The sequence below is a fragment of the Sphingobacterium sp. UBA7249 genome (assembly GCF_002472835.1).
Taxonomy (GTDB): Bacteria; Bacteroidota; Bacteroidia; order Sphingobacteriales; family Sphingobacteriaceae; genus Sphingobacterium; species Sphingobacterium prati.
This window is the reverse complement of sequence record NZ_DKST01000028.1, coordinates 153,816-169,907: the sequence shown is the minus strand read 5'-3', so window position 1 is coordinate 169,907 and position 16,092 is coordinate 153,816. Positions and strand designations below refer to the sequence as shown.

The window sequence follows — 16,092 nt, the reverse complement described above, 5'->3', positions numbered from 1 at the left end:
CTTTTATCTTGAAATTTTTGACACAAAGCATCCCCTATCATGCAAAAAATTGCATGATCCAATTCGGTTGAGGACGCTATGTTTTGTTATTTTTCTTTTGTACGATAGGCGATCCAGTTATGATCTATACATACGTTAAGTTGTTGTGATTTGGGTGAATAAATCTGATAGTTCAGTATCTTACCATCTTTCCATTCCATATCTAGCGTGTGATTTCCCTTGATGCGCATCCCCCTCACCTGACCTTCTTTTTTCCAGGCCTGAGGAACCGCCGGTAGAAGATACACCGTGTCCTGATGGGACTGCACCAGCATCTCGGCGATACCCGCTGCTCCGCCAAAATTACCATCGATCTGAAATGGGGGGCCTGCAGTTAGCAAATTGGCGTAAACACCACCACCGGCGCCATAATTGATATGTGTATCAACACGTGGAGTCATGAGTTGCCGAAATAATTTATAAGCCCGTTCGCCTTCATGCAATCTCGTCCAAAACAGTAGTTTATGGGCAATGGCCCAACTCGGTCCATCATCCCCCCTTACATCCAGGCTTTTTTTAGCGGCAAGCTGCCAGTCTGGATGTTGATCATAACGGATCAGATAGCCAGGATACAAACCATACAAATGCGAGATATGCCGATGCTGTGGATCAACCTCTTCATAATCTTCGATCCATTCCATGATGCGGCCATCTTTGGCTAGCTGCACAGCTGGTGCTAAACGTTTCAGTTGCGCCGCAACCTTCGTTAAAAAAGGATCCGATTGATTGCCCAATAATCCCGCTGCATGGATGATATTTTCAAATAATTCGCGTACGATCTGATTATCTATTGTTGGCCCCATCGTGACATTTGCCTGCTGCCCATTAGGGAGCTTGAAGGAATTTTCGGGAGATACAGACGGCGAAGTCAACAGCCAATCCTTGGTTGGGTGTTCGGTCAGGGCACTGGAGTAAAACTGTGCTGCTCCATAGAGAATCGGGTATATCCGCCGTAGATAGTCCATATCTTCAGTATAGAGGTAATGTTCCCAAAGGTTATTGCAGAGCCAGCCCGAGCCCGCATTGGCAATTCCCCAGGAAGCAGACTCTCCGGGTTCGGTATAGCCCCATACGTTGGTGATCACATGGGCCACCCAGCCCGGTGCATTATAGTACGCTTTCGCGGTCTTTGCTCCCGGGGCCATAAGGCCTTCCACAAGCCCCACCAAGGGTTCATTGAGCTCGCCCAGATTGGCCGCCCCGAGGTGCCAATGGTTCATCTGCACATTGATATCCAGGTGGTAGTCCCCATTCCAGGGTGTCTGAATCTGATTTGCCCATAAGCCCTGTAAGTTTGGTGGTAGCAAGCCTAAACGCGTGCTGCTGATACTAAGGTAACGACCATACTGATAAAATAAGGCTGCCAGCCCTGGATCCTGATCCGGTTCTTTACCGAAAGCCACCAAACGCTGATCGGTCGGTAAGTCATCTTTCGACTGCCCCAATCGGAGCGACAAACGGTTGAACTTTGCCAAATAGTTTTGCAGATGTTCAGCATACTGCTGGCTATAGGATTTTTTCAAAGCCTTTGTTAGCGTTTCAGCTGTCGTACGCTCAAAATCCTTACCTTTAAAATCAGTATCTGTTGCCACGTAAATTAGCACTTCGTCAGCCTGTTGAATAACAATAGATTGTCCTTTTACCAGCTGTTTTCCCCCTTTTATCTGCGCGCGGACACGTGTTTTGAACTGCATTCCTTTACCATCTACACCATTGTCCAATTGTCCTACCAAAACAAGCTCGCCATCCTCGGTCTTGGCAGTAGCCCTTTCGGGACGGTCAATCTTGATTTCCAGGCTAATCTGTCCTTTTTTGCTGCTCTGTAAACGAATAACGCCCACATCATCGGCAAAACTTGTCCAATATTCACGACTATATTTGACGCCTTTGAGCTCATAGCTTGTTTTTGCTATCGCCTTATTGAGGTCCAGTTCCCGGCGATAGTTCTGCACTGCGGTGAGATCCGTTTGTCCGTCAAAGGCAATCATCAAATTGCCGAGCACTTGGTAACAGCCCCATTGCTTGCCGCCCGATCCCGGGCCTTTGCAGATAAAATGCAGGTCTATCAGACGCTGAGCAAGGTCGTTTTTCCCGTTTTTGATCAGATTCCGAATACTATCCAAATACCTGCTGGCCTCATAATTATTGGCATCCTGAGGACTTCCCGACCATAGTGTGATATCATTGAGTACAATATGGTCATTCTTCAATCCACCATCGGGCATCATGCCAATTTTTCCATTGCCCAGGGGTAAGGTCTCCTCCCATTGTTTTGCCGGCTGCCGATACCAAAGTTTGCCCCCCTGCACTTGCCCAAATAAGTTGCCCGAAAAAAAGAAAACCACAAGCGTGCAGAGTAACTTACCTTTCCGAAGATTTATTTTTGATGATCTACTCATGTGGTTTTAGTTTTTTGTCCAGTCATCGGTTCGAAAGGGAGATCCGGGTATCCCGGCTTCATTGTATAAAGTCAGGTCCGGGTTATCCGCCCAGCCGTAACGTACCGCGACGGGTGACGGTACTTTTTTGGCAGATACGATCAGCTTATTTCCGACCTGTTTGACTTCTGCAGGATAAAAGACCTGATCGGCACCAGCAATGGTAAAACTACCGTTGCGTTTATCCGTTTCTTTCAGCACCAGCTTTTTGCCCATGGGGTTGAAGCTGAGTTGCATTGCTGTTCCCTTTGTTGTCCAATGCTCAAGAACAGGGCCCGAATAAGGGATCTTCTTGCCATACAGCTGCGCTGTTGCGATCCAGCCAAGTCTTCTACCGACATCCTGCTTATTTTTCGGATGGATATCCTGTGCATCGCCGATATCAGCAACGACTGCCATACCTGTATAAGGCAATTTGAGTGTTTGGCGCTGCGCTTCCCGTAATCTCGCCCAGGAAGAAGGCTGCGGTGTTAAACTTTTCGCTTTAAAGTTGGCCAGTTGAACAAAATAAAAAGGCATCTTTTCATTGTTCCACCGCTGGCGCCAGTCCTGAATCAGTGCGGGCAGCAGTTGCTGATAAGGAGCGTCTTTTGAATCCGCGTTACTTTCACCCTGGTACCAAATGGCACCTTTTATTTTAAAATCCACAAAAGGCTTAACCATAGCATTGTAGAGCACAGTAGGTCTATTGGGACCCTCCATCGCATTAGGTTTTGCCGGCAGCTTCGCCAGATCATAACCTACTTTGCATTTCCAGTCTCCAACGAGAGATAGCTGTTCGCCATTTGGTCCTTCCAGTCGTGGCTGTTCTGTACCGCCATATATTCCGCCATCGCCGGCTCCATCAAATACGCGAACGGCGATATGCAATAGGCTGCCATTATTGGCCGTTGCAGGAATGGTATACTTCCGGATCTGATCATAACCGACAGTTTCGCCCACCTTTGTACCATTGACATAGGTGATGTCGTTGTCATCAATTGCTCCCAAAATCAACTTGAGAGGTTTACCTTGCCAATGTGCCGGTAGTGCAACGTCTTTGCCAAAATAAACGACACCATCCATTCCCGGAAACAGGTTCTTGTCAAAAAAACTAGGAATTGTAATCGTGGACCAGGTACTCTTATCCAGTTGTGGTGCAAACCACTCGCCCTGCGTTGCTGTCCTCACCTGATCCTGCTGTTCGGCGACGCGATTCCATTCGGCCAGATCTTTCGCATAGATTTCCTGTGCATCCGGACGTTGGATTTTTTCGATAGCCGCTGTATAGGTTGAAAAAGGTGTAAGGGCCTCCCGGCTCATCCAGGCTTCAATGATTGTTCCGCCCCAGGAAGAGTGGATCAGGCCAATTGGAATGCCTGTTTTCTCGTAGATCTCACGTGCAAAAAAATAGGCCGTAGCCGAAAGCTCCGGAATACTTTGTGGCGTCACCGGATTCCATCCACCGGACTCCACCTGCACTGCCGTGGTAGGTTGATTGGCGGTTGCTTTTGGAATCTGCAAAACACGAATATTAGGGAAGTTGGCTGCTTTGATTTCCTGCTCAAAGTTATTGATCTTACCCCAGCCCGCCAGGGGCATCTCCATATTTGACTGTCCTGAACAAAACCAGACTTCACCGATCAGAATATTCTTTAGGATTAATTGATCACCATCGTTGATGGTAATTTGGTAGGGACCACCGTATTTCGGCGTCTCCAGATAGACTTGCCAGCCTCCTTGCTGATCGACCTCAACCTGATAACTCTTGTTGTTCCAGCTGGTGTTTACGCTAAGTTCCTTGCCTACTGCGGTACTTGTTCCCCAGATCTTGACCTTTTCTTTCTGCTGCAGCACCATATTGTCGCCAATAAAAGCCGGCAGCTGTACTTTGGCCTGTATGGCAGAAAATCCACTGGCAACGCTGAGTAGCAGGGCCAACAAAGTCCGTTTATACTGTTTAGGTTTTATCATGATTTTTGAGTTTGTTGCTCAATTGGGTTTATACATTTGGCGCATCCGAAGTCCAGACTCTTGGAGTCGGAGCTTCGGATGTGCCACAGTTATTTTTTTAAAGTGCCGATATTTTTAGTAAAACACTGGTACGGTTGCTATTCAGGTCAGGATTTACGCCAACTTTCATCAAGTAGTCGCCCGAATAAGTTTGTCCCTGGCCTAAGCTCGACTTGGTTCCCGGATACAAGTTGATCTCCTCCACCCGATATTGCTTTTGGGCATCCAGTCCTTTTAAACGGACAGGATCGGTTGTTCCGATACCATAGCGGTTATTGACCAGGTAGTTGAAGATGACAGCCTCGGTTTTTTCGCTATTCACATAGCTCAGGGCGGCAAAGTCACCTTCACGTGGATCGGCCAAACGATACTGCTCCCCGTGCCAGATTGTTCCTTTAAGCGCGTCGTAATTCTTTACCGCCTGCTGGCAGAATAACAGATCCTGTTCTTTCAGGTGGCTCACCACAATATCAAAACCCAGTTTACCCATCATGGCTACATCCGTACGGAATTTAAGGGGCTGTTTTCCCCAGTCTGTCACATGGTTTGAGGTGCTGATTGCCGGGAAAAAGTACGAATACTCATACTGCATAAAAATACGTTCCAAAGGGTCTGTATTATCCGAAGGCCAAAATTCGGTAAAGTACCGAAGTGCCGCATAGTCCACACGTCCACCACCGCCCGAACATAACATCATCGGCACTTTCGGATACTTTGAACGAATGCGCTCCAGCACTTTATAAAGACCTTCCACATAAGAAACATAGAAAGCACCCTGGTCTTTTAGAAATGCGGAATGCGCATTGTAAATGACCGCATTACAGTCCCATTTGATATAGGCCAATGCCGGATTTTTGGTAAACAGGTCGTCCAGAATCTGGAAAACAAAATCCTGCACCTTGGGATTTGTCAGATCCAGGACCAACTGATTGCGGAAGTAATGTTCTTCCCGCTGCGGCTGTTTGACGACCCAATCCGGATGTTGTTCGTAGAGTTCGGATTTGGGGCTAACCATTTCGGGTTCTACCCAGATACCGAATTTAACGCCCTGCTTAGTCGCTTCTTCCACGAGTGTCGCGATACCATTGGGCAGTTTTGTCCGGTTCGGTTGCCAATCTCCTAGACTGGAGTGATCGCTGTTACGCGGATATTTATTTCCAAACCAGCCGTCATCCAATAAAAATAGGTCTACCCCTAGTTTCTTGGTATCCTGGAGCAAACCTTTTAATTTTTGCTCATTAAAATCAAAATAAGTCGCCTCCCAATTGTTGAGTAAAGTCAGGCGTTCGCCATTTCCATCCAGCAGCTGATATTTACGGGCCCATTTGTGCAAATTTCGGGAGGCGGTGCCTTTTCCCTTTGTTGACAAGGTATAGATCAGTTTGGGTGTTGTAAACTCCTGGTTGCTGGCCAATTTCACATTGGAAGCATAGTTATTTATGCCGGCAATGATACGTAGGTTATTGAGGTAATCCACTTCAAAATCCACCTTAAAATTTCCGCTATACCCAAGGCTTGCCATCAGTACTGTTCCTTCATCTTCGGATGCCGCCTTGCCCAGTGACACCATAAAGGAAGGTGGCTGGAATAAATTCGAGCGTGTTCCGAGCTTACTGTCCAGCACTTTAATGCCATGTGTTAACGGAGCCTCTTCCACCTGCATTTCTTTTGCCCAGTCGCCATGGTACTGCCGTAGCCAATACGCGTTGGAGCGCAGGGTCAGATTGGCCGAAGCAAATTTTTCCAGCGTGACGACTTTCTTTTCCTTATTTTGGATGGTTGCCCACTGCTCAATGATATCCTCATTCAAAAACGATTTGTAGTGTAAAACGACATAAATATCGTATACCGGATCTTTTAGGGTAATATCAAGCTGTTTGACATTGGCATCCAGGTTGTTCACCGCATGCTTTTCATAGCGCAGGTCCAGGGAGCGATTACCATCGGCATGGACAACACTGATGGCCGGTTCCAGTATGTTTTTTGAACCTGAGGGGGTATAAGCCGCGTTGGAGAGGCCACTATAATCTGTCAATTGCCTATAACCGCTTGCAATGGTCGAATATTCTTTTGAATCACTCAATTTTTCACCGTAATAGAGCATTTTCAGTGTTTTGGTAGAATCGTACTCCAACACTAGGGCATTCGATCTGGTTTCAATAGGAATCTGTTTGGACTGCGCCTGTGCCTCCAGATGGACAAGCCCCTGGGTCATCAAAAGCCCGAGTACAACATGTTTAAAATGATGGGTTGGCATATATAAATAGATTTAGGATTTGTTAACGAACTTGACTATTTTGTTTGCTTTCAATTGAATCTTGTAAAGGTATTTACCATTGATTTCCTGCTCTGGGCTTATACCTGCCAATTGGGAAGGGCTTAATACCTGAATCGTTTGATCCTGCGGCGATGAAAGAATAAGCTGCCTAATGCTGCTGTTATTCCATTCCATTTTTTCAATGTGTACATTGCCCCGGGCTTTGAGCCCCTTGACTGTTCCGGCCGACCAGCGATCAGGCAGGGCAGGAAGTAATTCCAGCACATCCGTTTGCGATTGCAGCAACATTTCACTCACCGCAGCCACATAACCAAGGTTACCATCTATCTGAAAAGGTGGATGCGCGCAGAGCAAGTTGGCGTAAACCCCACCCCCATTGTTGTAGTCAATACCATCGCCGCCAACGAGGTTAATGAAATTAGTCAGTATTTTATAGGCGTGATTTCCATCCTGCAAGCGGGCCCAAAAAGCCACCTTCCAGGCCATGGACCAACCGGTAGATTCGTCGCCACGCGCGGTCAGCGTAACTCGTGCAGCTTTCGCCAGTTCCGGTGTTTTTAAAACAGAGAATTGATTGCCAGGATATAGACCAAACAGATGCGAGACATGGCGATGCTTGTCCTGTGGATCATCACGATCCGTTTCCCACTCCTGCAACTGTCCCCATTGACCGATCTTCGGTTTGAGCAGTGCATCGCGAAGTGCCGTAATATGTTTACGGTAGTCGGCGTCCATATTTAAAACAGTACTCGCCTGGATGTAGTTGTTAAAGAGATCGTAAATAATCTGATGGTCATAGCTCACGGCATCCTCTGTAGGTCCATGTTCCGGCGACCAGCCCTGAGGCGCCACCACGGTTCCGTCCGGTCTTCGAACCAGACGATCATCCCAAAACTCACTTATTTCTTTCAAAATCGGATAGGCAAACTCGCGTAGATATTTCTCGTCCTTGTTAAAGGCATAATGCTCCCAGAGGGCCTGTGCATACCAGGCACTTCCGGGGGTGTTCCAAAGAAAGCTCTCGCCTCCAAAAATATTATTTTCGGTCTTTACGGTCCAGCCCCGTACGCCCGGAAATTCCTTTTGTGTATTTATTTTTTTCACCTCACGCATGCTATTGATATAATCAAGGTAAGGCCAGGCCGATTCACGCAGATTAGCGACTTCTGCTGGCCAATAGTTCATCTGTACATTGATATTGGAATGGTAATCTGAGCGCCATGGCGGATTGTTGCTGTTGTTCCAGAGTCCCTGCAGATTTGCAGGCAAGCCACTTTTTCGCGATGAACTGATCAGAAGATAACGTCCATATTGGAATACCAATGCTTCCAGAGCCGGGATCGGTTGTTTTTTATAGGCTTCCAACAGTGCTTTTGTTGTTTGCTTGCTGTCCAGCTGGCTATGGTCGAGATCAAGCTCCACCCGGTTAAACAGTGCTGTATAATCTGCAACGTGCCGTGCCAGCAGCTTATTTACGCCATATTTTTCCGCTTGCTGCAGATAACGTTCATTGACCTTCATCGGTTCTTCGGCCGACTTCCATTTGGTAGCCCGTGTATTGGCATAATCTGTTGCGGCACTCAGCAGCAGAACAAGGCGATCGGCAGATTTTACGCTAAGGACAGCCCGTCCTTTTTTATCTGTTATTTTGGAAAGTGAACCACCTACGACCTGCACGCGTACCTGTGCGGCATACCGCATGCCATTGTCGAGCGTTCCCTGAAACCACAGATGACCATCTTCTACCTGCACCGCCTTCCCATGTGCATCCTGAAGTGCGATCTGGGCATTGAGTTTCCCTTTTTTACTGTTCGCATAGTCAAATACCATGACCTGATCGGGCTGACTCGCAAAATACCGACGGTTAATCTGCTGTCCATCCTGCTGGTAGGCTATTTCATGCAGGCCTTTATCCAAATTCAATTTCCGGCTATATGCGGTAAAGGATTTATTGACTTCGGAGTCAAAGCGAACAAAAAGATCACCAAAAGCCTGATAGGCACCTGTTTCCTGTTCATCACCTGTCCATAGGCTATTTTCATTAAATTGAATATGTTCCTGATTTACTCCCGCGAAGATCATGGCGCCAATTCGTCCATTTCCGATGGGATATGCTTCAGTCATCCAATCCGTTGCGGGCTTATTATCCCACAGGAAATAGCGTTGTGCATACGATGTGGCCGAACAGAGGGTCAAGTATATAAAGATGAGGCATTTAATTTTTCTGTGCATTAACATAGCGACTTAATACAATTTATTGAGCGATGCCCAATGGTGAAAAAACAAAATAGATGACAATCATCAATAGGATGAGAAAGGTGCCAATCCGATACCTTCCCTTCCAATAGGTACCCTTGTCCTGGCCCGAAAACTCAAATTGATACTCCGATAGATAGTGTGGCTGGCTCAATTTACTTCCCCCCCAGATGACCAGTGCCATAGCGATAAACAACAGCGCGAACAAGTGCAGATAGTGTAGCTCTGTCTTCCAGACAAACACCAGTATAAAATAGCTGAACATATACAGGAACAGGCCGATTTGCGCCATCCTTGGCGTCACACGGCGCGATAGAATCCCCAAGATCATAATGGTGAAGATCGGCATATTGAATAGCCCCGACACGGTCTGCAAATAGGTATAAAATCCGTCATGGGCAAAGAGGATAAAAGGTGCAATAAACATGGCCGAGATAGAGATGATCAATTCAAACAGTTTGCCTTTTCTGACCAGCTCCCTCTCACTGAGCGTTCTGTTTTTACGTTCCAGGTAAGGTTTATAAATATTAAAAATAAATAAGCTACCACAGCTCTGAAGGCCAGCAGTATAGGTCGTCATTGCAGCACCAAAGACCAGTGCCAAGGAAAAACCAATCAGCACATCCGGAAAGATCAGTACAATAAGTTTTGGAAAAACAGAAGCTGTAGGCTGCACATGCGGCAATAAGTGTACGGCCAGAAGACCCGGTAAATTGATCAGCAGCGGCATCAGGAGTTTGCCCCCCGCAGCCAAAGTCATTCCTTTTTGTGCTTCTTTTAAGTTTTTGGCGCTTAATGCCTGTTGTGCGATATAGGGTTCCATTCCCCAATAGTAAAAGTTGATCAGGAGCATCCCGGTAAACAGGGTAGAGAAAGGTACCGCATCCTGTTTGGATCCCACGGCATTGAGATGTTCTTTCTTGTCATGAAATAACTGGAGGACACCCGCCCAAATATCGCCATTGCCCAGCTGCCAAAAGGCAAAAATTGGAATCAGTAGCGCAAGCAAAAACAGGCAAAGGCCGAGGCCCATATCAGACAGCGAGATCAACTTCAATCCTCCTAAAATACTGTACAAGCTTCCAATGATACCCAAGGCCCAGACCAGTATCCAGATACTCTGCCAATAACCGATGTGCAGCAGTCCGGGCACATCAAACATCGTGGCCAGACTTAGCGCACCACCGTATAATACCGGTGGCAATAAGTTAACGATGTATCCGATCAGAATCAGGATAGATACCAACATTTTAGTTTTCGGATCAAACCGTAGCGCAAGGAAGTCAGGTACTGTCCGAAAACCATGTTTAAAATAGATAGGCAGCAGAAATTCCGAAACCAGGAGCATGGCGACCACCGAGCTCACGCCCCAGCCGATGACCGATAGGGTGTTAATATAGACCGATTCATTTTCACCAATAAACTGGTTGGCGCTCAGGTTGGTCAACAGCAAAGCCGAGCCCACCATCCAAAAACTATTGCTCTTTCCTGCAAGAAAAAAGCCGTTTAAGGTATTGGAATAGTTGGTTTTAAACTTCCATAAGGATCCCAAAGCAACCAAACCGGTAAAAAGACAAAAACTAAAAACTATCATCTTAAAAACTTCCTATTTTAGACAGAATTGCGGTCTGCCAATGTCGTTGGCACCACTTCCTTGATCAATGTTCTTTCGAGCACAAACTTGGCTGCCTGCGATCCAATCCGTGCAAAACTTGTCGAAAAGGTGGTAATACCACCGCTGATAATCTCTTTGATAACATCATCATTATGCGATAGAATTCCCAGATCCTCCCCCAGGGTCCAGCCTTTTTGTAAAACCTCTTTCAGCATCTGATAGAGCTCCGGATTATGAATAGTAAAATACAGTTTTCCTTTTTTTAGATCACCCACATGGTATTGTTTTTCGATACGTCCTTTTACTTTATACTCCTTCAAAAAGCGTAAAAAAGCATTTTTGATTTCATTGGGTTCAGCCGTATTTTCCCTAAAATAGAAGATCACTTCTTTATACTTTTTGATCTTTGGATAAAGTTCCTGAAACACCGAGTAGGTCGCTGCTTCAAATTCCTGAGATACGTAGGAATAATCTTCTCCGAGATCCATCAAACGGTCAATAATCAATAATTTGGAAGCCGGGATGGAACGAAGCAGCATTTCGGAATCTTTATTTTCAATCGGAGCGACAATATATACGGTATATCGTCCCTGGATACGATTGAAAATATCTTCAAAAGTTTCCATATTGTTGTGATGGAAAAAGAGGTCCACCGTTACTTCCTCCGGAAGATTGGTTCTCAGTTCATTCACCAAGGTATCTTGAAAGGTATCGTATGCATACAGCAGGACCGCAACTTTTTGTTTCTTCTGCGTATTGTTGCTCACCACAAAATATCCTTTTCTGTTTTTCGATTCCACGACTCCGTGGGCAATCAGATCACGGTAAGCCTTAGCGAAGGTTTCGCGTGCATACCCCAGGTATTGGATCAAGTTATTGACAGAAGGTAAACTGGCATGCACCTCCAGTTCATTGGCATCAATAGCATCCAACACGCCCTGCACAATACATTCATGTTTAGAGAGCGTATTCAATGCCTCCAGGCGTTTGATCCGATCGATCAATACTTTAAAATTTTCTTCTTTGCTTATTTTCATATGTTGTGATTAAAACAGGGCAACCTTAAATAATTTTGCACCTGCCTGCTCAAAGGCAATGGATTTCTCAGTGCTAAATTCCTGCGCTGTTTTTTCAAACAGTTCCACCGCCTTATATGTTGTATTTGGCACCAGGCCAATCTGTTTAAAATCTATGTTTATTGCTGCCGGGGCTGTATTGTAATTAAATACGGCCACATACAGTTCGGTTCCTATTTTTTTGTAATAATACGTATTTGCTGCTTTTCCTTCTACAAATCCTGCCGGACGGAAGCTTTTACCGTCGGCTATGATCTTTAAAATTTCAGGATCCTGTAAATATTGATTCATCTTAGGCTGCCAGTTTTCTTTTTTCGACAAGTCGTCACCAAGGATAATAGTACCCGTTACCACACCCGAAAGCAATCGTGCCTTATTGACTTCAGGGCTTTCATCATGAAAAACAAGGTGATCGGCATCGATAAAATCGTAGAGGTAGGTCTGCCACCAGCCGTAGCTGACACTATTTAAGGTATACTGTGTTTGGTCGATCGTCTTCCAGGCGTCACAGGCTATTCTGCGCATGTGTGCAAATTGGGCTGTCGCCAGAGAAGGAGAAATCGCCGCGTAGATCAGCATCTTACCCTGCAGCACGTCGACGAGATGTTTCATCCCCACAGCATAAGCCTGCATACCTGTCTGAATTTTCTTGTCGTAAAAACCTGTGGATTCGATTGCCGCATGCGAGAGGAAATCGACCTTGATCATTCGGAAGCCACAGTCGACCAATTTCCCCAAGATCACATCCATACGGGCCAAGGTACCGGGATGTGTCGGATCCAAGGCACGTCCACCGTCTAAATTGTGGTAGCCTTTTTGGGTTTTGGTCCACAGTTGGCCAAAGGTAAACTGGCTTCCCTCCGCCTTGCGGTTGGGTCCGCTTCCATGGCCCCAATCTGTAAAAGGCGCCCAATACACCCCGGGCTTCAGTCCCAGAGAATCACAATAGCGAACAAATTGTTTCAGTTGTGTGTAGTCACCTGACATACCTCCAGGCGTCATATTATCCCAGAAAGAGTCTAGGTCTATAAAAGCCTCACCATCTGCATTTCGGAAATAAGGAATATCTTTTGCAAAATAGTCTGCTGTACCTGTGGCATTCTGAAAATTAAGTTTTTCCTGTATCACTCCCCAGCTGTTCCAGCCGACAGGCGTGGCGTCTTGCCAAGATTTCACATAGGCCGGCGATAGCTTCCGGTGGATTTTAGCATAGTTTTCAAGCCCAATGCGCCAATCCTTGTCATAAGATACGAGGTATTTTGGGGAGCGAATCACATCCCCCTTTACAGCTCCATGCGCCATGGAATCCCGTGTGATATTTACATCTGTAAATCCGGCCTGTGCTGCTAAGTGGGTATATTGCCCCTGATCTCCTTTGATCGCAATACCCGATTTCCAAACGGATTGATCCAATGAACCAATCAACAGGCCTTTCCCACTGTCCTTATCGTATACAACTCCGACTTCGGCGCTGCTCTTACTATTCATCGCAAGGATATTGTTTTCATAGGAAATAAAGGTATCGTTATCAAAAGGAACAGCCAGCTGATACAAGAATTTCCCCAGACCGGCAACCGAAGCATTTGACCAAATAGGCACCAGTTCATTACTCGAAAGATTTTTTCCCTTGACTTCCAGTTCAAGGATGACACCATCTATTGTGTCGTAGAAATAAAAATGCTGCAGTAATGTTATGCCCTGTTGGGTTTTAACTGAGATTGTATACCGTATGCCTTTGCCCAAATTATCCTGAATGGACTTTTCTGTGACGTTGCGGGTTCCTGTCAGTTTAGCTGTACTAATTTTTTGTCCATTGGCAAGTGCCAAATAGGCACTTGCTTGATGTATATAGGCGACTTGATCTTTACTTAGCGAATATGTTCCATCTTGTTTGTTATAGGTCAACGTTAGGCCATTTTTCTCGACCTGAAAAGGCTGCGCATACAACATGAAGGTACATAGCATAAAACTTAGCGCGAAAATAATTGTCTTCATTCTGCTTGATATTATTGTATATTGATTTGAAACGCGTTGATCTTCATGTAATGGTCAGGTTGAAAATTGACCAGCATCCCCATATTGACAGTAACTTTTTCTTTGATTTCAAAATAAACGCCATCCGATTTAACATCAGCATGGGCCATTGCCTGTTGAATCTGCTCAAGATCTGGAATTCCACTGTTTGCTTTGCTGACAACCAGTTTTGCTGGCGGTTGATCATAATTTGTCCAGGATAAGTTACAAAAAAAACGATACTTACCGGGCAATAAGGTTACTTTTTGCTCAATTTTACCATTTACGATAGCCGGGGCTCCCCAGCCTGCTTCAATGTTGACCACACCGCCATCGTCCGATCCAAAACCGCCATAACCGTTATGGTTTTTCATAGCAGTATTTGTAATCCAGTTGTCCAAAACTCCCCAACGGTTGCCATCGTATACAGTCGCTGTAAATGGTGTTTTGTAATTCTGGAGGTACCAAGGTGTAATATCGTCCTTTTTCACCGCCAACTTGGTTGACTTCACCATAAAGGTATCGATGGCCGAACTATCTGGTCTAAAAATGGTACGATAGGAAACTTCGGCACCAGGAAGATAGCGTTGAAGCCCAATCTTTTCATCCTGATTTTTAGTACGCACTACGGTATCTGTAGTGCCACCATCCCAATTTCTATACGCGATACGCAGTCCATCAAAACCCATGGTTTCCGATACATTTTGCAAACCCAATTGCAGCTGCTGTCCTGCGATAAAATTCTGTTCGAGTACCGCACGTTGGTACAGTCCTTCGCGATAACGATCGCCATACACATTCCCCACCACATAGGTCGGAACAGAAAAGCGCCCTGCGGCATCCACACTGCGAATTTCAAGATTCATTGGACCTTCGGGCAGTTTATCGATTAAATAACGCACAGTATCGACCTTACCCGTCAGTTTGACTGGTATTTTTATCGAATCTTGCTTACTATTCCAATAGATACGCACCTCAGATACCCCCGAGGAAGCCCTAAAGACACCTTCTACTTGTATACGGTATTTTCCCGAACGAACTTTAATCGAATCGAGCTTTGCCGGATAGATAATTGCTTTCCCGTCCGTGTGCTCGGTAAACTCGTCCATTTTGGAGCAAGCCGCCAACAGCGCCAAGGCAAACAACGACAGCAATACGATATATCTTTTCATAACTTTGCTTTTTAAATTGATTAATAAACGCCCCAAACCTGAATCTGATTAATCTGCATAAAATAACTGCCCCGCCAATTGCGTAGATTGCGAATGCGCAGGTATTTGTATTTTGGGGCATCTTCCGGCAGATCAAATGACCAGCCAGAGGTGCCATAGACCTCGTCCGCATTGGTATTGGTTCCCGACGGTGTTCCCGATGGTTTACGTACCGTACAGGTAGCCAATTTCGTCCATGATTCCCAGGAGCCGTCCAAATTTGGCGTATTGCTTCCCCAAATCTCAAAATCGCGTAGGTTACCCTTATCATAGAATCCATTTTCCCTTCTTGGAAAGATCACTACCCGGCTCAGTTTTGCTTCTCTACCGATCGAGAAAGTCACCGATTGCGGTACTCCCGCGTTCTCCACGGTATAGAAACTTGGCCATTTGGACGTATTGAGATTGCCATCCCATAAATTGTCCATAGAGCCATAAAGGATTTGTGCATCCCCTGGCAATCGTAATGGCGTAAACAATTGCCGGTTAAACAGATTTTCCTCCAATGGCGTAATCGAAGTGTACAAAGTATCGGATTTATTTAACCAGCGATCACGGACATAAAATGCAAACTTCATTTCTTTGGATTTCAATCCACGGACATTATATAGGATGATGGAATCCTGTCCATAGTAGTTATCCAAGGGCAGGTACTCGCCATTGTTGAGCGAGTCTACCATCGGTACAATCACCACATTTCCTTTTTCCTTATTGGTTGAGGTAATGCGGATACCACCAAAGGCAGCTGTTACTTTCATCTCCCCAAACACCAGATTAAAGATCGGCGTCTTCGGTTCGACAATGACATCTATGGGATCCGACACAACCTCAGCTTTGCTTACCGCGTATAGTTTAACGGTTTGCGGCTTGGTATCAGGAAATCCATCAATTAAGATCTCATTGGTATACGTCGATGATTTGACGACACGGGTGGCTCCACTCGCCATCACGTATTCGGCTTTGACGTACAGAACATTGTCATTCTCCGGAAGGCTATAACGTATGGTTGCCTGTCCATAACCATTCACGACGGAGGGATGCTGTACCAGTCCCGGTTTGGTCTGGTCGTCCTCCATTAAGGTCCAGCCTTTTTCCTCTTTACAGCCGAGCAGCAGAAACAGCAAACCAGCCATGACATAGATACTATTGCGATATATTCGTTTTTTCATGATTT

9 protein-coding genes are annotated in these 16,092 nt (G+C 45.8%); all 9 read right to left on the bottom strand.

From position 1 onward, the window contains the following. Positions 1-86 precede the first annotated feature (86 nt). Positions 87-2,438 (bottom strand): glycoside hydrolase family 95 protein, encoded by a 2,352-nt coding sequence (locus B4A24_RS20165; RefSeq protein WP_293946766.1) that lies wholly within the window; start codon positions 2,436-2,438, stop codon positions 87-89. Between the two features lie 6 nt (positions 2,439-2,444). Next, positions 2,445-4,430, bottom strand: a complete 1,986-nt coding sequence (locus B4A24_RS20160; protein WP_293946765.1) for a sialate O-acetylesterase — start codon at positions 4,428-4,430, stop codon at positions 2,445-2,447. Between the two features lie 97 nt (positions 4,431-4,527). Then, positions 4,528-6,726 carry an alpha-galactosidase gene (locus B4A24_RS20155; RefSeq protein ID WP_293946764.1) on the bottom strand — a complete coding sequence of 733 codons (2,199 nt, stop codon included), beginning with the start codon at positions 6,724-6,726 and terminating at the stop codon, positions 4,528-4,530. Between the two features lie 12 nt (positions 6,727-6,738). Next, positions 6,739-8,979, bottom strand: coding sequence for a glycoside hydrolase family 95 protein (locus B4A24_RS20150; RefSeq protein ID WP_293946763.1), 2,241 nt, complete (start codon positions 8,977-8,979; stop codon positions 6,739-6,741). Between the two features lie 22 nt (positions 8,980-9,001). After that, positions 9,002-10,597, bottom strand: a complete 1,596-nt coding sequence (locus B4A24_RS20145) for a solute:sodium symporter family transporter (protein WP_293946762.1) — start codon at positions 10,595-10,597, stop codon at positions 9,002-9,004. A gap of 17 nt (positions 10,598-10,614) precedes the next feature. Next, complete coding sequence (locus tag B4A24_RS20140) at positions 10,615-11,655, bottom strand: GntR family transcriptional regulator (protein ID WP_293946761.1); 1,041 nt, start codon at positions 11,653-11,655, stop codon at positions 10,615-10,617. A 9-nt stretch (positions 11,656-11,664) separates the two neighbouring features. Further along, entirely contained in the window at positions 11,665-13,689 is a 2,025-nt protein-coding gene (locus B4A24_RS20135) for an alpha-galactosidase (protein ID WP_293946760.1), read from the bottom strand. An 11-nt stretch (positions 13,690-13,700) separates the two neighbouring features. Then, positions 13,701-14,879 (bottom strand): DUF4998 domain-containing protein, encoded by a 1,179-nt coding sequence (locus B4A24_RS20130; protein ID WP_293946759.1) that lies wholly within the window; start codon positions 14,877-14,879, stop codon positions 13,701-13,703. A gap of 20 nt (positions 14,880-14,899) precedes the next feature. Further along, positions 14,900-16,087: a DUF5000 domain-containing lipoprotein gene (locus B4A24_RS20125; protein WP_293946758.1), complete on the bottom strand. Its 1,188-nt coding sequence runs from the start codon at positions 16,085-16,087 to the stop codon at positions 14,900-14,902. Positions 16,088-16,092: the final 5 nt, after the last annotated feature.